Origin of the sequence: Variovorax flavidus, from assembly GCF_030317145.1 — a bacterium.
In the GTDB taxonomy this organism is placed as follows: Bacteria; Pseudomonadota; Gammaproteobacteria; order Burkholderiales; family Burkholderiaceae_C; genus Variovorax; species Variovorax flavidus.
Map to the genome: position 1 here is coordinate 56,845 of NZ_JASZYE010000003.1, position 16,985 is coordinate 73,829.

The 16,985-nt window shown below is 65.8% G+C and carries 14 protein-coding genes; 8 read left to right on the forward strand and 6 right to left on the reverse strand.

Annotated elements, in window-relative coordinates; all coding sequences use genetic code 11:
- Positions 1–85: 85 nt before the first annotated feature.
- Positions 86–946, reverse strand: coding sequence for a TatD family hydrolase (locus tag QTH90_RS15560; protein ID WP_286665472.1), 861 nt, complete (start codon positions 944–946; stop codon positions 86–88).
- Positions 947–1,032: 86 nt separating this feature from the next.
- On the opposite strand from QTH90_RS15560, the gene QTH90_RS15565 reads away from it, so the two are divergent.
- The 7 genes from QTH90_RS15565 to QTH90_RS15595 all read left to right on the forward strand — a co-directional run bounded on the left by QTH90_RS15565 (position 1,033) and on the right by QTH90_RS15595 (position 10,434).
- The gene (locus tag QTH90_RS15565; protein WP_286665473.1) at positions 1,033–2,028 is read left to right on the forward strand and encodes a S1C family serine protease; all 996 of its coding nucleotides are present in this window, start codon (positions 1,033–1,035) and stop codon (positions 2,026–2,028) included.
- A 28-nt stretch (positions 2,029–2,056) separates the two neighbouring features.
- Positions 2,057–3,073, forward strand: a complete 1,017-nt coding sequence (locus QTH90_RS15570) for an AAA family ATPase (protein WP_286665474.1) — start codon at positions 2,057–2,059, stop codon at positions 3,071–3,073.
- Positions 3,054–4,046 (forward strand): DUF58 domain-containing protein, encoded by a 993-nt coding sequence (locus QTH90_RS15575; protein ID WP_286665475.1) that lies wholly within the window; start codon positions 3,054–3,056, stop codon positions 4,044–4,046. The genes QTH90_RS15570 and QTH90_RS15575 overlap by 20 nt, the downstream gene beginning before the upstream one ends.
- A gap of 55 nt (positions 4,047–4,101) precedes the next feature.
- Complete coding sequence (locus QTH90_RS15580; RefSeq protein WP_286665476.1) at positions 4,102–5,142, forward strand: VWA domain-containing protein; 1,041 nt, start codon at positions 4,102–4,104, stop codon at positions 5,140–5,142.
- Positions 5,143–5,301: 159 nt separating this feature from the next.
- Entirely contained in the window at positions 5,302–7,014 is a 1,713-nt protein-coding gene (aspT, locus tag QTH90_RS15585) for an aspartate-alanine antiporter (RefSeq protein ID WP_286665477.1), read from the forward strand.
- A gap of 35 nt (positions 7,015–7,049) precedes the next feature.
- Positions 7,050–8,738, forward strand: coding sequence for an aspartate-alanine antiporter (aspT, locus tag QTH90_RS15590; protein WP_286665478.1), 1,689 nt, complete (start codon positions 7,050–7,052; stop codon positions 8,736–8,738).
- Between the two features lie 40 nt (positions 8,739–8,778).
- The gene (locus QTH90_RS15595) at positions 8,779–10,434 is read left to right on the forward strand and encodes a bifunctional aspartate transaminase/aspartate 4-decarboxylase (RefSeq protein ID WP_286665479.1); all 1,656 of its coding nucleotides are present in this window, start codon (positions 8,779–8,781) and stop codon (positions 10,432–10,434) included.
- 25 nt (positions 10,435–10,459) lie between these two features.
- Here QTH90_RS15595 and QTH90_RS15600 read toward each other — a convergent pair whose 3' ends face one another.
- The 5 genes from QTH90_RS15600 to QTH90_RS15620 all read right to left on the reverse strand — a co-directional run bounded on the left by QTH90_RS15600 (position 10,460) and on the right by QTH90_RS15620 (position 15,989).
- Positions 10,460–11,920 carry a metal-dependent hydrolase family protein gene (locus QTH90_RS15600; protein WP_286665480.1) on the reverse strand — a complete coding sequence of 487 codons (1,461 nt, stop codon included), beginning with the start codon at positions 11,918–11,920 and terminating at the stop codon, positions 10,460–10,462.
- A gap of 99 nt (positions 11,921–12,019) precedes the next feature.
- On the reverse strand, positions 12,020–13,024 hold the full coding sequence (locus tag QTH90_RS15605) for a TRAP transporter substrate-binding protein (protein WP_286665481.1): 1,005 nt from the start codon (positions 13,022–13,024) through the stop codon (positions 12,020–12,022).
- 35 nt (positions 13,025–13,059) lie between these two features.
- Positions 13,060–14,340: a TRAP transporter large permease gene (locus QTH90_RS15610; protein ID WP_286568247.1), complete on the reverse strand. Its 1,281-nt coding sequence runs from the start codon at positions 14,338–14,340 to the stop codon at positions 13,060–13,062.
- Positions 14,337–14,927 (reverse strand): TRAP transporter small permease, encoded by a 591-nt coding sequence (locus tag QTH90_RS15615; protein WP_286665482.1) that lies wholly within the window; start codon positions 14,925–14,927, stop codon positions 14,337–14,339. Before QTH90_RS15615 ends, QTH90_RS15610 begins: the two co-directional genes overlap by 4 nt.
- Before the next feature lie 57 nt (positions 14,928–14,984).
- Positions 14,985–15,989 (reverse strand): TRAP transporter substrate-binding protein, encoded by a 1,005-nt coding sequence (locus tag QTH90_RS15620; protein WP_286665483.1) that lies wholly within the window; start codon positions 15,987–15,989, stop codon positions 14,985–14,987.
- A gap of 211 nt (positions 15,990–16,200) precedes the next feature.
- Here QTH90_RS15620 and QTH90_RS15625 point away from each other — a divergent pair, with 211 nt between their 5' ends.
- Positions 16,201–16,983 carry an IclR family transcriptional regulator gene (locus QTH90_RS15625; RefSeq protein WP_286665484.1) on the forward strand — a complete coding sequence of 261 codons (783 nt, stop codon included), beginning with the start codon at positions 16,201–16,203 and terminating at the stop codon, positions 16,981–16,983.
- The last annotated feature ends 2 nt before the right edge of the window (positions 16,984–16,985 follow it).

A 16,985-nucleotide genomic window follows, 5' to 3' on the forward strand; every position in this document is an offset into this window, starting at 1 on the left:
ACTGTGATGCAACGACTGCACAAGGTCAAAGGATGACACCAAAAACCGTTGCGCCGCATGCATGAATCCAAGTCGGGCGCTTTGCCTACGCCGGGCGCGGGCGTTCGGCCGACACGCCGATCAGCGCCGACAGACGAGGCAGGGCCGCGACGGCGTTGCGAGTGGTCGCTTCGGCCAGCGCTGCCGCGTCGATTCCGCGCAGGCCGGCCACCACATCGGCGATTCGGGGCAACTCGCCCGGTTCGTTGCGCCCCTGCGGCTCGCCCGCATCGCGCTCGGCCTGCGTCCGGTAGAGCCAGTGCGGCTGGATATCGGGCGAATCCGTTTCCATCACCATCGCCTCCAGCGGCAAGGTCGCCGCGAGCCGGCGCAACTGCAGTGCGCGTTCGAAGGTCACTGCCCCGCCGAAGCCCAGCTTGAGGCCGAGGTCGATGCAGGCCTGCGCCTGCTGCGCGCTCCCGTTGAAGGCATGCGCGATGCCGCGCCACTTTTGCCCCGGTGCCACTTGCCGCAGGTGCTTCAACACCTTGTCGACCGAGCGCCGCACATGAATGATCACCGGCAGTTCGTGCTTGCGCGCAAGTTGCAACTGAGTGTGAAAAAAATGCTCCTGCTTGTCCGCGTCGAGCCCTTCGACGAAGAAGTCCAGGCCGATTTCCCCGACCGCCACCAGGCGGGGGTCATCGCGCCGCCGGGCGAGTTCCGCGTCGAGCAGGGAGAGGTGCTCGTCCAGCGCATCGCCCGTGCACATCGGATGGATCCCGAGCGCGTAGGCATCGCCCTGAAGATGCGCGAGCTCCCGCACCGCCGCAAAGTTGGAGGCGGCCACCGCGGGAATCACGCAAAGCGCCACGCCCCGAAGCTGCGCACGGGCCCGGACCTGGGGCATTTCGGCGCCGAATTCGGGCGCATCGAGGTGGCAATGGGTATCGACGAAGACGGCCATCGACCGATGATGCCCGAACGGATGCACAGCCGCGGAAAGCGTGCTACCGTGCCTCCTCAAGCGTTCTCTTTTGCCGGAGGTGCCCGATGCGCAGGCCAGCTTTCTACAGCCGCTCGCCCCGAGGGCCGCAGGATGCGGCCGAACCCGGTGCGCCCGATGCATCCGGCGCTCCGGACGCGCCCGCGGCGACGCCGGCGGCCGTTGCCGAGCCACGCTGGCAACCCGGCCGCCGCAGCTTCGGACTGCTGCTCGCCCTCGTTGTCGCGATGGGCGCCACCGGCGTCGTGATGTGGCCCAAGCAGGGTACGCACACGCTCACCCAGAAGGACATCGACTCGGCCGTCCTGCGCACATTGCAGACCGCCACCCTGCCCTCGCCGGCTGCCAAGGCAGCCGACATCATCCGGCCGTCCGTCGTGCGCGTGGTGGGCTACGGCACCGAGAAGACCACGCCCGAAGCCAAGACCGAGAAGCGCGGCCGCAATCTCGCCAAGGGCAAGCCACCGGAGGCACCGCCGGACGCGGTGGCGCCCGGCCAGCAGGTGGAGCGCGGCGTCGGCACCGGCGTGGTGATCGTGGACAAGGGCATCATCCTCACCAACCTGCACGTCGTGGCCGGCGCGGAGACCATCAAGGTCACCTTTGCCGACGGGCTCGAGGCCCCTGCCACCGTCACCGGCGTGCAGCCCGAAAACGACCTGGCCGTGCTGCAGGCGCAAAAGCTGCCCGACGACCTCATCCCCGCGACCATGCGTTCGACGGCCGACCTCCAGCCGGGCGATCAGGTGGTGGCCGTGGGCTTTCCATTCGGCATCGGACCTTCCGTCTCGGCCGGCGTGGTGTCGGGCCTCAAGCGCTCCTTCCGCTCGCCCGAAGGCAAGCAGGAACTCGGCAACCTGATCCAGTTCGATGCCGCCGCCAATCCCGGCAACTCGGGCGGTCCTCTCATCAATATGAATGGCGAAGTGCTGGGCATCGTGACCGCCATCCTCAACCCGACCCAGCAGCGCACCTTCATCGGCATCGGATTCGCCGTGCCGATCGAGAACGCCGCCACGGCCGCCGGCTCACCGCCGTTCTGATTCCACCGATCCAACGAAGGCACTCCGCATGAGCACAGAGACCGAATCGCCTGCCGCCGCCACTGCCACCGCCGAACTGATGGAGCAGATCCTCTACCAGGTCAAGCGGGTTGTCGTCGGCCAGGACCGCTTTCTCGAAAGAGTCATGGTCGCGATGCTCGCGGGCGGGCACCTGCTGGTCGAAGGGGTGCCCGGCCTGGCCAAGACGCTCACGGTGCGGACGCTCGCCGATACGGTGCGCGGACAGTTCAAGCGCATCCAGTTCACGCCCGACCTCGTGCCGGCCGACCTCGTCGGCACGCGCATCTACAACCAGAAGACCGGTGACTTCAGCACCTCGCTCGGGCCCGTCTTCTGCAATTTGCTGCTGGCCGACGAAATCAACCGCGCGCCAGCCAAGGTGCAGAGCGCGCTGCTCGAAGTGATGCAGGAGCGCCAGGTCACCATCGCCGGCGAGACGCACAAGGTGCCTCGCCCCTTTCTCGTGATGGCAACGCAGAACCCGATCGAGACCGAAGGCACCTACCCGCTGCCGGAGGCGCAGGTGGACCGCTTCATGATGAAGGTGCTGGTCGACTACCCGACCGACGAGGAGGAATTCGTCATCGTCGAGCGCGTCATCGGCCCGCCGGTCGAGGCCGCCCCGGTCGCAACCACCGACCAGCTCGCCGCCTTGCAGGCCGAGGCGCGTCGCGTCTACGTCGATCCTTCGCTGATCCAGTACGCCGTCAAACTCGTCTCGGCCACCCGCACGCCCGAGAAGCACGGCCTGAAGGACATGCGCCGCTTCATCACTTTCGGCGCCAGCCCACGCGCCAGCATCAACCTGACCGAAGGCGCACGCGCGCTGGCCCTTCTGCGGGGCCGCAGCTACGCGCTGCCAGAAGACATGACCGCGCTGGTGCCTGACGTGCTGCGCCACCGCGTGACGCTCTCCTACGAAGGCCTGTCCGAAGGGCTCACCCCCGACAGCCTCGTCGACAGGATCATGCGGGCCGTGCCCGCTCCAGCCAAACCACTCGAACATGAAAAGCTGGTGGCCTAGACGCGCGAAGGCAGCGAACGACGAACAGCTCGCCGCGGCAGAAGCCGCGGCGAGTGGGGTCGAGCGCGCCTTGCGCCGCCTTGAGTGGACCGTGATCCGCCGGCTCGACGGCCTCCTGCAAGGCGATTACCGCACGCTCATGCGCGGCACCGGACTCGACCTGGCCGATCTGCGCGAATACCAGCACCACGACGACGTTCGCCACATCGACTGGAACGTCACCGCACGCCTGCAGACGCCGCACGTGCGTGTGTTCACCGAAGACCGGGAGATGGCCGCGTGGTTCGTGCTCGACCTGAGCCGCTCGGTCGACTTCGGCTCCGGCACCCGGGCCAAGCGCGAGATCTCGGCCGGCTTCGTCGGCGTCATAGCCCGTCTGCTGACGCGGCATGGCAACCGGGTCGGTGCGATGGTCTACGGCAACGACGTGGAAGCCGTGATTCCGCCGCGCAGCGGGCGTCGCCACGTGCTGCATTTGCTGCATGCGATGGAGCGCCGCGCGGACAAGGGCGCGCCCAACCAGAAAGGCATGACCCGCCTCGCGGACCTGCTCAAGTCGGCCGCGATGCTGATGCCGCGCCGCTCGACCGTGTTCGTGGTGTCCGACTTCATGAGCGAACCCGGCTGGGAACGCCCCCTCGCGCACCTGGTTCAACGGCACGACGTCGTCGCCGTGCGCCTCTTCGACCCGCTCGAACTCGAACTCCCCGACCTGGGCCTGGTTCCGCTGCGCGACGCCGAGACCGGCGAGCAGCTCTGGGTCGACACACACGATGCGGGCTTCCGCAAGCGCTTCGCACGCATCGCCGCGGAACGCGAGACCGCCTTGCGCGAGACGCTGGCCAGGATCGGCGTCGACGCGCTTGAACTTTCGACAGACGACGACCTGGTGGAAGCCATCGTGCGCTTTGCCGACATGCGCAAGCGCCGCGTGCGCGCCGGGCCGGCGAATCCCAAGGCGGTGGCAGCATGAGCCGCCCAGCCGCTTCGAAGGCGAATACCGCAGCGCGTAGCGCGGAGGTTGTCGAATGACCTTTCTCTGGCCCCAATTCCTCTGGCTGCTGGCAGCGATACCGCTGCTGGTGCTGCTGTATCTCTGGCTGATGCGCCGCAAGAAGAAGCTGGCGCTGCGCTACGCCAGCCTCTCGATCGTGCGCGAGGCGATGGGTGCCGGCCAGACCGTGCGGCGGCACATCCCGCCCTTCCTTTTCATGCTCGCGCTCGTCGCGATGCTGATCGCGGCAGCGCGGCCGATGGCGGTGGTGGTGCTGCCCTCGAACCAGCAGACAATCATCCTGGCGATGGACGTCTCCGGCAGCATGCGTGCGGCCGACGTGCAACCCAACCGCCTGGTCGCCGCGCAGGAAGCGGCCAAGAGCTTCATCAAGGAACTGCCGCGCACCGTGAAGGTCGGCATCGTCGCCTTCGCAGGCAGCGCCCAGGTCGCGCAACTGCCGACCACCAACCGCGAGGACCTCGTCACCGCGATCGACTCGTTCCAGCTACAGCGCGCGACCGCCACCGGCAACGCCATCGTCGTCTCGCTCGCCACGCTGTTCCCCGACGCGGGCATCGACATCTCCGACTTCGGGCCGCAAACCCGCGAACGCGGGGTGTCGATCGATCGCATCGGCAAGCCGCCACCGAAGGAATTCACGCCGGTCCCGCCGGGCTCCTACACCTCGGCCGCGATCATCATGCTGACCGATGGCCAGCGCACCACGGGCGTCGACCCGCTCGACGCGGCCAAGGTGGCGGCCGAGCGCGGCGTGCGCGTGTACACCGTAGGCATCGGCACCGTCGACGGCGAGACCATCGGCTTCGAGGGTTGGTCGATGCGCGTGCGGCTCGACGAGGAAACGCTCAAGGCCATCGCCAACAAGACGCAGGCCGAATACTTCTATGCTGGCACCGCGAACGACCTGAAGAAGGTCTACAACACGCTGAGCTCGCGTCTGACCGTCGAGAAGAAGGAAACCGAGATCTCCGCCCTCTTCGCGATGGGCGCCGCTGCGCTGGCGCTTCTCTCGGCAGGACTGTCGCTGCTCTGGTTCAACCGCATCCTGTAGTCCCGCGGCGCACGGCCCTCTTGCACTTTGGTGCAACGAGGGCTGCCCCATGAGCAGGTAGGCGCCGCGCCCCACCCCCGCAATAATTCCGAGCGTCTCGGCGATCCCGAGGCAAGGGAGCCACGGCCGCGACACAGCGGCGGCGAGGGGAGCAGATTCGTGTTCAGTGAGCTCGTCGACATCCTGCGAACGCATCCGGAAATCGCGCTCTTCCTGGTGCTCGCCCTCGGCTACGCCTTCGGCCAGATCCGCTTCGGCCCGATCCAGCTCGGAGGGGTCTGCGGCACCCTCATCGTTGCGCTGCTCGTCGGCCAGCTGGGCATCACGCTGGCCGACAGCGTGAAGAACACCTTCTTCATGCTCTTCATCTTCGCGCTCGGCTATGCCGGCGGCCCCCAGTTCTTCGCGAACCTGGATGCCAAAGGGCTTCGGATGGGCCTGCTCTGCCTCGTCGAGGTCGTCACCGTGATCGCGCTGGTGGTTGGCGCCAGCAGCATGTTCGGATTCGACCAGGGCACGGCCGCGGGCCTGATGGCCGGCGCGGCAACCGAATCGGCGGTCGTGGGCACTGCCACCGACGCGATCTCCAAGCTGGCGCTGCCCGCCGCCGAGATCCAGCAACTGCAGGCCAACGTCGTCACGGCCTACTCGATCACCTACGTGTTCGGCCTGATCGCGATCGTGGTGCTGACGAGCCAGGTCTTCCCCTTGGTGCTCCGCATCAATCTTCGCCAGGAGGCCGACAAGCTCTGGCGCTCGATGGGCGGCAGCGAAGACAACGGGGCCACCGCGCCGGCCACACCCGAAATGGTCGGCCGCGTGTTCGAAGTGACGACGGGCCAGGGCCGCACGGTGGCGGAGCTGATGGGCCCTCTCGATCGGCATGCAGGCATCGAGCGCGTCAAGCGCAATGGGAAGGACCAGGCGATCACGGCGTCGCTGCGCCTCGAAGCAGGAGACCAGGTGCTGGTGATCGGCCAGCGCAGCGCGTTGGTGAATCTCGGCGATCAGCTCGGCCGTGAATTCGCGGACACCACCGCATTCGACGTGGTGGTCGAGACCGCCGAGGTCGTCCTCAACAAGCCGGAGTGGTTCGATGCCGAGTTGCGCGACCTGAAGACACCCCGCGCCGGCAGCACGCTCACGCGCCTGCCGCAGAACGTCCACGTCGTCGGCGTGATCCGGGACGGGCATGCGATGCCGCTGCTTCCCGACCTCCAGTTGAAGAAGCGCGATGTCCTGAAACTCTTCGGCCCCGCCGCCGACATGACGAAGGTGGTGCCGCGCTTCGGCGACCGCGTCATCCGCTCGGTGCGCAGCAACATCAGCTACATGGCCGCCGGCATCCTGCTGGGCGTGTTCATCGGCGGCTTCAGCATCAAGCTGGGCGGCATTCCCTTCTCCCTCGGCACCGGCGGCGGCGCGCTGCTGACCGGCCTGGCCTTCGGCTGGTACCAGGCGCGCAACCCCCACCGCCTGAGCATTCCCGAAGACGCCCTCGCGCTGATGAAAGACATCGGGCTCGCCACCTTCATCGCCTGCGTCGGCCTGGCTTCGGGACCGCAGGCGCTGACGCTCATCCGCAAGTTCGGCGTGGCGCTGCCGCTGCTCGGGGTCGCGATCGCGGTGATCCCGGCGTGCATCTCGCTGGTCATCGGGCGTCACCTGCTCAAGATCCCGACGCCGGTGCTGCTGGGCGCCATCGCGGGTCAGCAATGCAGCACGCCGGCGCTCAGCGCGATCCAGAACGTGGCGGGCAATACCACCCCGCTGCTGGGCTACACCATCACCTACGCCATTTCGAACGTCGTGTTGCCGCTGATGGGCCCATTGATCGTGGGCATCGTCGGCGCCATGCAGGTGGCGAAATGACGCCGACACCCTGATTCACAGAAAGGAGCCGGACCATGGAGTGGTTGCACGATCTCTTCAAGAGGTCGCCAGAGATGGCGCTCTTTCTCTCGCTGTCCGTCGGCTATGCCATCGGCAAGATCAAGTTCGGCAAGTTCCAGCTGGGCGGCGTGGCCGGCTCGCTGCTGGTGGCGGTCGTGGTCAGCCAGGTCGGCGTGAAGGTCGACGATGGCGTGAAGGCCGTGCTCTTCGCGCTGTTCATCTATGCGGTCGGCTTCGAGAGCGGCCCGCAGTTCTTCAGCTCGCTCGGCAAGCGCTCGCTGAAGGAGATCGTGCTGGCCGCCTTCATGGCAGTCACGGGGCTCGCGACGGTGATCATCATGGCCAAGCTCTGCGGGCTCGACAAAGGCCTCGCGGCCGGCGTCGCAGCGGGCGGGCTGACGCAGTCGGCCATCATCGGCACGGCCGGCGACGCGATCGCCAAGCTCGGCCTTTCAGCCGCCGAGACGACCCGCCTGCAAGGCAACGTGGCGATCGGCTATGCGGTGACCTACGTCTTCGGCTCCTTCGGCGCGATCATCGTGTGCGTCAACATCCTGCCGAAATTCATGGGCCGATCCATCCGCGACGACGCGATCGCGGCCGAGACCGAAATGCTGGCCGGCGCCGCCGCGCTGGGGCCCGACCAGCAAGCTGCCGCACCCGCGCTGGTCGGCCGCATCTACCAGCTCACGAGCGATCCGCAGCGAACGGTCGCCGGCATCGAATATGCGAATCCGGAAACCACCATCACCATCGAGCGCGTGAAGCGCGGCGGCAAGTTCATCGAAGTCGGGCCCGACCTGAAACTGCAGCAGGACGACATCGTGCTCGTGGTCGGCCGGCGCGACGCCGTGGTGAGCAGCGCGCCGCTGATGGGCAAAGAGCTCTACGACGTCGATGGCATGGAGCTCACCATGCAGAAGCGCGAGATTGTCCTTACCAACAAGGAGTTCGATCACAAGACCTTCGCGCAGATCCGCGACGAGACGGCGGGCGGTGCGCGGCACGGCATCTTCGTCACCCAGATCAGCCGCATGGGCAATGCACTGCCCATGAAGCCCGACACGGTGGTCCAGGTAGGCGACCTGGTCTCGATCTTCGGTGCGGAGCAGGACGTCAAGCGCGTGTCGGCGCGCATCGGCGACGTCATCGTCCAAAGCACGAAGACCGACTTCGTCTACCTCGGCGCAGGCCTGGTGGTGGGTCTGCTCGTCGGGCTGTTGAGCGTCAAGCTCGGCGACATTCCGCTCACGCTGGGCAGCGGCGGCGGCGCGCTGCTGTCGGGCCTGCTGTTCGGTTGGTATCGCGCAAAGAAGCAGACCTTCGGGGCGGTTCCCCCGGGCGCGGTCCAGCTGCTCAAGGATCTCGGTCTCGCCGGATTCGTGGTGGTGGTGGGCCTGTCGTCCGGCCTGCAGGCCGTCGAGACGATCAAGCAGCACGGGCTGACGATCTTCGGCGTGGGCGTGGTGGTGACCATCGTGCCGATGATCATCACCATGCTGTTCGGCCGGTACGTCCTGCGCTACGACAACGTGGCGACCTTCGCGGGTGCGCTGTCGGGCTCGCGCAGCGCCAACCCGGCCTTCGGCGAGGTGCTCGACAAAGCCGAGAACTCCATGCCGACCGTTCCGTTCGCGATCACCTACGCACTCGCCAATGTGTTTCTCACCTTGCTCGGTCCGTTGATCGTCGCATTGACCTGAGCGCACCCACCCCTCTTTCAAACGAACCAAGGAGCACGCCATGGACTTCAGCGACGTCGAAAAACTGAGCAACCTGAGCCCCTTCGAACTCAAGGATGCATTGATCAAGGTCGCCTCCGAAGGCGACCGGCTCATGCTGAACGCCGGGCGCGGCAACCCGAACTTCCTGGCCACGACGCCGCGCCACGGCTTCTTCCAGTTCGGCCTGTTCGCGATGACCGAGTCCGAGCGCTCGTATGTCTACATGGACGACGTCGGCGGCTTCCCGCAGCGCGAGGGCATCGAGGCACGCTTCGAGATCTTCACGCAGACCCACAGGTCGCGCCCCGGCGTGCGCTTCATCGAGGCCGCGGTCTCCTACGTCCGCGACCAGCTCGGCCTCTCGGCCGGCGACTTCATCTACGAGATGTGCGAAGCCATCCTGGGCTGCAACTACCCGGTGCCCGACCGCATGCTGCGCCTGAGTGAAATCATCGTTGGCCAGTACATCCACCGCGAGATGATCGGCACGCACCCCTTCGTGGGCAAGTTCGACATGTATGCGGTCGAGGGCGGCACCGCGGCGATGACCTACCTGTTCAACAGCATGCGCGAGAACCACCTGATCGAGCCCGGCGACACGATCGCGCTGGGCATGCCGATCTTCACGCCGTACATCGAGATTCCGCACCTCAACGACTATCGGCTGATCGAGCTGAACATCGAAGCCGAGCCGGAGAACAACTGGCAGTACACCCGGAAGGAGCTGCAGAAGCTGCTGGACCCCAAGGTCAAGGCCTTCTTCCTCTGCAACCCGAGCAATCCGCCCTCGGTGAAGATGAGCGACGAGGTGCTCGCGAACATCGTGGAGATCGTCAAGAAGCGGCCGGACCTCATCATCCTCACGGACGACGTGTACGGCACCTTCGCGGACGACTTCACTTCGCTGTTCGCGATGTGCCCGCACAACACGATCCTCGTGTACTCCTTCTCCAAGTACTTTGGCGCCACGGGCTGGCGCATGGGCGTGGTGGCCACGCACCAGACCAACATCCTCGACCAGAGGATCGCGGCGCTGCCCGAGGCACGGCGAAAGGAACTGGACGAGCGCTACAGCTCCATCACCACCGAGCCCCGCGCGCTCAAGTTCATCGACCGCCTGGTGGCCGACAGCCGCACCGTCGCGCTGAATCACACGGCAGGTCTGTCGACGCCGGTGCAGGCGCAGATGGTCATGTTCTCGCTCTTCTCGCTGATGGACGAACCGCAGGCTTACAAGGCGGCCATGAAGCGCATCGTGCTGCGCCGCAAGCAGGCGCTCTACCGCGAGTTGGGCATCCCGATGGTCGTCGACCCCAACTCGGTGCGCTACTACCACCTGCTCGACATGGAGGACATCGCGACGCAGATGCACGGCGCGGACTTCGCGAAATGGCTGCTGACGCAACTCAAGCCCAACGAGGCGCTCTTCCGGATGGCGCAGGAAACCGGCGTCGTGCTGCTGCCGGGCCGGGGCTTCGGCAGCCAGCACGCATCGGGTCGCGTGTCGCTGGCCAACCTCAACGAATACGACTACGCCAACATCGGGAAATCCATCCGCGGCATGGCCTCCGAGTACTTCGAGCGCTACCAGCAGCAGGCCGCCGGGAGCCGCGGCAGCACGGGCGGCGCGGCAGCCGCCGGCAAGTCCCGGTCCGGCAAGAAGGGCAAGAAATAGCGCCGGGCTGGCCGGGGCCTGTCGCTCAGGTCTTGAGCGTGTTCTTGTGGATCCTGCCGTCCTTCATGACGATCAGAAGGCTGCTGTCGGGGTTCGCAAGCAGCGCGATGTTCTCGAGCGGATTGCCGTCGACCAGCAACAGGTCCGCGTACGCGCCTTCCTCGATGACGCCCAGCTTTCCGGGATAAGGATTGCGCGGACCTGAAAGGCCCAGCAGTTCCGCGTTGGTGGAAGTGGCCATGGTGAGGATCTCGGCGTTCGAGTACCACTTCGTCAGGTGCGTCAGCATCGTGCCCTGGCGGAGGGCCAGCGCCGGATTGAACAGCATGTCGGACCCCCATGCGGTCTTGATCTTGTACTTCCTGGCGAGCCTGTAGGCGTTGTCGGTTCCGGCGAACACCTGGAGCGCGGCCACGCGGTTCGGGCCGGTCAATTGGCCCGTGTCCTCCTCCGACAGGAAGGGCTGGATACTCAGCCACACGCCCTTGTCGGCCATCATCTTGGCGGTCGTCTCGTCCATCAGGTGCGCATGCTCGACGCAACGGGCGCCTGCGGCGATGGCGCGCTGCACGGTCTGCGACGCATAGGCGTGCACCGTGACGTAGGTGTTCCAGTCCTTCGCGACCTCCACGCCCGCACGCAACTCCGCCTCCGAGAGCGTCGTCAGGTCCAGCGGGCTGCGCGGCGAGGAGACGCCGCCCCCGCCCACGAGCTTGATCTGCGAAGCGCCTTGCGTGAGCTGCTCGCGCACGCGCAGCCGGATCTCGTCCGGACTGTCGACGATGGCCGCTGCGCCGGTCTGCTCCGAGAAGCTCAGGGTGCCCGGGTTGCGCGGCACATCGGACAACGGGCGCAAGTCGCCGTGCCCGCCACTGCCCGTGATCATCGCGCCGGAAGGATAGATGCGCGGGCCCGGCGTCAGGCCCTGGTCGATCGCCAGCTTGAAGGCGAACGCCGGCCCCCCGAGGTCACGCACCGTCGTGAAGCCCCGCAACAGCGTGCGCTGGGCTTCCGCGCTCGCCGCCACATGGATATAGCCCATGTTTCCTTGCAGGAGCACCTGGAGCGGCAGGGCCGCGAACAGCGAATGCCAGTGGGCGTCGATCATTCCGGGCATGACGACCCGCCCGCCGCAGTTGATCGTCTGGGCGCCTTCAGGCGCTGCCGGCGCGCCGCTTCCCACCGACTTGATCCGGTCGCCGTCGATCACCAGATGGAGACCGTCTCGCAGCGTCGCGCCCTTGCCGTCGAAGAGGCGGAAGTTGGTCAGGACGATCGGCCGGGCTTGCGCGCCGGGAGCGGGTTGGGCGCCGGCACCAAAGGGGAGCCCCAGCGTCGCGACCGAGGCGGCCATGCCGGCCACGAAGCCGCGCCTGGACAGGTCCGCGTTGATGAGTCGGGTGAGTCTCCCGATCTCGGGCCGATGACAAAGGCAGATGGCCCGGCTGACCGCCGAACCGTCCGCCATGGATTCGCAGGCGTACATCAATGACCTCCAGGGCTTGGCAAGGGAAACGCGCTTTGCACGCGTTCCCCGAGTCTGCCGTCACCGGCGCTGGATGCCAAGGCGAACGAAAGCGGCTTCCTACTTGCGAACCTTGGCGATCTCTGCCATCAGTTCCTTGACGGTGCCCTCACCCACGGATGCCGTGTACTTCTCGATCACCGGCTTCACCTTGTCGCGCAGCTTCGCCATTTCGGCGGGCGGCAGTTCGGTGACGGTCATGCCGGCCGTCTTGAGCGCTTCGAGCGCGCTGTCCGCGGCGCCGCGGGACACCTGGCGCTGGAAGGTCGTGGCCTCGGTCGCCGCATCGGAAATGATCTTCTTCTCTTCAGCGCTCATGCTGTCCCAGGTCTTCTTGCTGACGATCAGCGCCTGCGGGTTGTAGATGTGGCGCGTCTGCGTGAGGTACTTCTGCACCTCCGCGAACTTGGACGACAGGATCACGGTGTTGGGATTCTCCTGCCCATCCACCGCCTTCTGGTCCAGCGCCGAGTACAGCTCGGGGAAAGGCAGCGGCGTTGCGTTGGCGCCCAGCGTGTTGAAGAGGTCGATGTAGATCGGCGACTGGATCACGCGGATCTTCAGCCCGGCGATGTCGTCGGCCTTCGCGATCGGGCGCTTGCTGTTCGTCAGGTTTCGGAAGCCCAGGTCCCAATAGCCGAGGCCGTGAAGACCCTTTTCCTCGAGCTTCGCCATCAGCTTCTGGCCGAAGGGGCCGTCGGTGACCGCATCCGCTTCCTGTCCGTTGTTGAAGAGGAAGGGGAAGTCATAGGCGGCGAACTCCTTCACCTGCGCGGTCAGGATGCCGGCGTTCAGCACGGTCATCTCGACGGTGCCGCCCTGGAGCGCGGAGACCGTCTGCAAGTCACCGCCCAGCGAGCCGCCGGGGAAGAGCTTGACCGTGATCTTCTTGCCCGACTTCTCAGCCACCAGGTCGGCGAACTTCTGCGCACCTTGCGCCTGGGGATGGCCGGTCTGGTTCTGGAACGCGAACTTGATCGTGCGCTCCTTGACCTGGGCGCCTGCGGTGGTCATCGCGAGCACGGCAGCAGCCGCCAACAGCGTCTTTTGAATGAAACGGGACATGGACGAGTCTCCTCTAGAGTTTTTGGGAAATCAGCTCAACCGCCGAACAGCTTCGCCGGCCATATGACCAACCACGGGAACAGGACCATGATGAACATGATCACGAACTCCGCGATCATGAATGGCACCACACCGCGCGTGACATCGTCCATCGATATCTTCCCTACGCCGGCCACCACGTTGAGCACGGTGCCCACGGGCGGCGTGACGAGGCCGATGGAGTTGTTGATGATGAACAGCACGCCGAAGTACACCGGGTCGATGCCCGCGGCCTTCACGATCGGCATCAGCACGGGCGTGAGGATCAGGATGGTCGGCGTCATGTCCATGGCCGTGCCCACGATCATCACGAGCACCATGATCGCGAACATCAGCAGGATCTTGTTGCCCATGAAAGGCTGCAGCAGCCCGACCACCTTCGACGGCAGGTCGGCCACGGTGATGAGCCAGGCGCTCACCATCGCGGCGGCGATCAGGAACATGACGATGGCGCTGGTCTTCGCCGCGCCGACGAAGATGCTGTGCAGATCCTTCCAGGTCAGTTCACGGTAGATCACGGTCGACACGAACAGCGCGTACACCGCAGCCACCACGGCCGCTTCGGTGGGCGTGAAGACGCCCATGCGAAGGCCCACGAGGATGATCAGCGGCAGCATCAAGGCCCACAGGGCGCGACGGAACGCGGTCAGGATCTCGGCCGGCGACTTGCGCGGCGGCGGAATGATCTTTTCGCGACGAACGAGCCACGCCCAGGTGAGCCACAGCGCGGCACCGATCAGCAGGCCCGGCACGATCGCGGCGAGGAAGAGCTTGGAGATCGAGACGTTGGCCGCGACGCCGAAGATCACGAGACCGATGCTCGGCGGAATGACGGGGCCGATGACGCCGGTCGCTGCGATCAACCCGCCGGCACGCGCCTTGTCGTGCCCGGCCTTGACCATCATGGGCAGCAGCAAGGCCGTGAGCGCAGCCGCGTCGGCAACCGCCGAGCCTGACAGCGCCGACAGCAGGCATCCGGCCAGGATGGTGACGTAGCCCAGCCCGCCCTTCACGTGGCCGACCAGTGCCAGCGCGAAATCGACGATGCGCTTGGACAACCCGCCGACGTTCATAATCTCGCCGGCCAGCATGAAGAAGGGAACGGCCAGCAGCGGGAAGCTGTCGGCACCGCCGATGACGTTCTGCGCAAGGATCTGTGCATCGAACAAGTCCAGATGCCACATCAGCGCCACGCCGCTCGCCAGCAGCGAGAAAGCGATCGGAATGCCCATCGCCATGGCGAGGAGCAAGGAGCCCACGAAGACAAGGATGGTCATTTCTTGCTCCCGTGCGCGAATTCAGGGGTGGACGATTTTTCGGGCTCCGATGCCGAGCCGAGGATCTGCTGCAGTTGCACAGCCTCTTCCGACTCCTGGACCATGACGAGGTCTTTCTCCGCGATCTGCCCGGTCAGCAGCCGGTAGAGGTCGAGCGCCAGGATGAACGCAGCCAGCACCGAGAAGACGATGCCCGACGAATAGACCACCGCCATCGATGCCCCGGTGACGGGCGCCGTGACGTCCCAGTTGATGCGGGCCTGGGCCAGGCTGCCCTGGAAGAGCAGCCAGACGATGTACAGCATGATGAGGTGACCCAGCGCGAGGCAGATCTTCTTGCCCAGGGGCGGCAGCTTCTGCACGACCATGTCGACCCCGAGGTGGCCGTGCTCCTTGAGAGCCACGACGGCGCCAAGGAAGGTCACCCAGATGAAGAGCCAGCGCGAGACTTCCTCGGACACGGTGATGCCCGAGTTGAAGCCGTAGCGCAGCACCACGTTGCCGAACACCAGCACCACCATCACCGCGAGGAAGAAGGCGATCACTGCTTCGATGCCGGTACAGCATCGGTCAATCCATCGATTCATGTTGTTTGTCCCTGTGTGAATCCCGGGCCACGAGCTCAGACCGCTGCTCTTTGCCCCTTACTTGCGGATGCGTGCCAGCTCGTCGTTGTAGAGCTTGACGATGGCCGGGTCATAACTGGCTGCGAACTTGTCGATCACAGGCTTCGCGATCTGGCGCATGCGGGCCTGCTCGGCCGGCGTGACTTCGTTGAACTGCATGCCCTTGGCCTGCAGGTCGCCCACGGCGCGTTGCGCAGCCGCACGACTCACCTGGCGCTGGTAGCCGCGGGCTTCATCGGCGGCTTCCCGCATCCACTTCTGCTCGGTGGGCGAGAGACCGTCCCAGAACTTCTTGCTGACGAGCACGATGTTGGCAGCGTAGACGTGGTTGGTTGCGCTCAGGTACTTCTGCACTTCGAAGAACTTGTTCGACAGGATCACCGAGAAGGGGTTTTCCTGGCCGTCCACCGCCTTCGCCTCGAGCGCGCCATAGAGCTCAGCGAAGGGCATGGGGACCGGGTTGGCCTTGAAGGCCTTGAAGGTCTCGAGGAACACGGGGTTCGGGATCACGCGGATCTTGAGCCCGTCGAGGTCCTCGGCCTTGGCGATCGGTCGCTTGCTGTTGGTGACGTTGCGGAAGCCGAGGTCCCAGTAGCCGAGGGCGACCAGGCCTTTTTCAGGCAGCTTGGAGATCAGCGTCTGCCCCAGCGGGCCATCGAGCAGTGCATCCGCCTGTGCAAAGTTGGCGACTGCAAACGGGAAATCGACCAGGCCGAACTCCTTGACGATGCCGGCCAGCGAGGTCGTGGCGGGCGCGGACATCTGCTGCACGCCGCCCTGCAGCGCGGACTGCTGCTGCATCTCGGTGCCGAGCTGGGAGGCCGGGTATTCCTGCACCTTCATCTTGCCGCCGCTCTTGGCCGCCAGCAGCTCGGCAAATCGCTTGACGCCGAAGCTCACCGGGTGGTCGGGGTTGTTCAGGTGGCCGAAACGGATGACGCGCTCGTGTTCCTGAGCAAGGGCCGGTGCGGCCATGGCGAGGGTCAGGCCGGCCACTGCGAGGGTGCGGAAAAGAAGTCTCAAGACACTGTCCATAAGGAAGATCGACGAACGACAGCACGGTCCGGAAAAGGACGAGCCGCTGGAAAAACGGCGCGATCATATTCATATAGTGGAAAGCCTTTCCATTAGTGAAAACACTTTACAAAATGCCGACGAGCCGGATTAGGGTCATGGTCCGATCCGGAAACGTTGTCGCCGACGCATGCCGGTCCACCGGCCTCCAAGAGATTCCATGAGCTCAATACTCGAACGCAGCTTCAAAGTGATGGAGCACCTGGCGCAGCACCCCGGCGGGAGTGCGCTGTCGGCCCTGGCCGCAGACCTGGAGATGCCGCTGAGCGCCACCCACCGCCTGCTGGCCGAACTGGCGCGCAACGGCTATGTGCGGCAGGACCAGCGCCATGGCGACTACACCCTGACGATGAAACTGGTGTCGCTGGGCCTGAGCTTCCTGAGCAACAGCGGCATCGTCGATGTCGCGCAACCACTGCTCGACCGCCTGGCCACGGAATCGGGCGAACTCGTGCGCCTCGCCGTCGTCGACGGCGACGAGCTGACCTTCGTCGCCAAGGCCCAGGGTGCGACGCGGGGCTTGCGCTACGACCCGGACATGGGCCTCTCCGTCAACCTGTCATGCAGTTCGGCAGGCCATGCATGGTTGTCGACGATGACGGACGAACAAGCCCTTGAGCTGGTCGCCAGGCAAGGATTCGGCAAGCCGAAAGACTTCGGCCCCAAGGCGCCGACCACGGTCAAGGCCCTGCTGGCCTACATCCGGGCGGCACGCAAGCGCGGGTTCAGCATGATCAACGAGGTGTTCGCGCCTGCGATGGCGGCGATGGCCGCGCCAGTGCGCAGCGGCAACGGCGCGGCCATCGGCGTGATCACCATTGCGGGTCCTTCGGTGCGGCTGACGGAGAAACGCATGCTCGCGCTCGGCCCTGCCCTGCTTGCAACCGCCTATGACGTCGCCTTGGCCAGTGGTGGCTCGGCGATGTTCAAAAGAAGGGCTTGAAG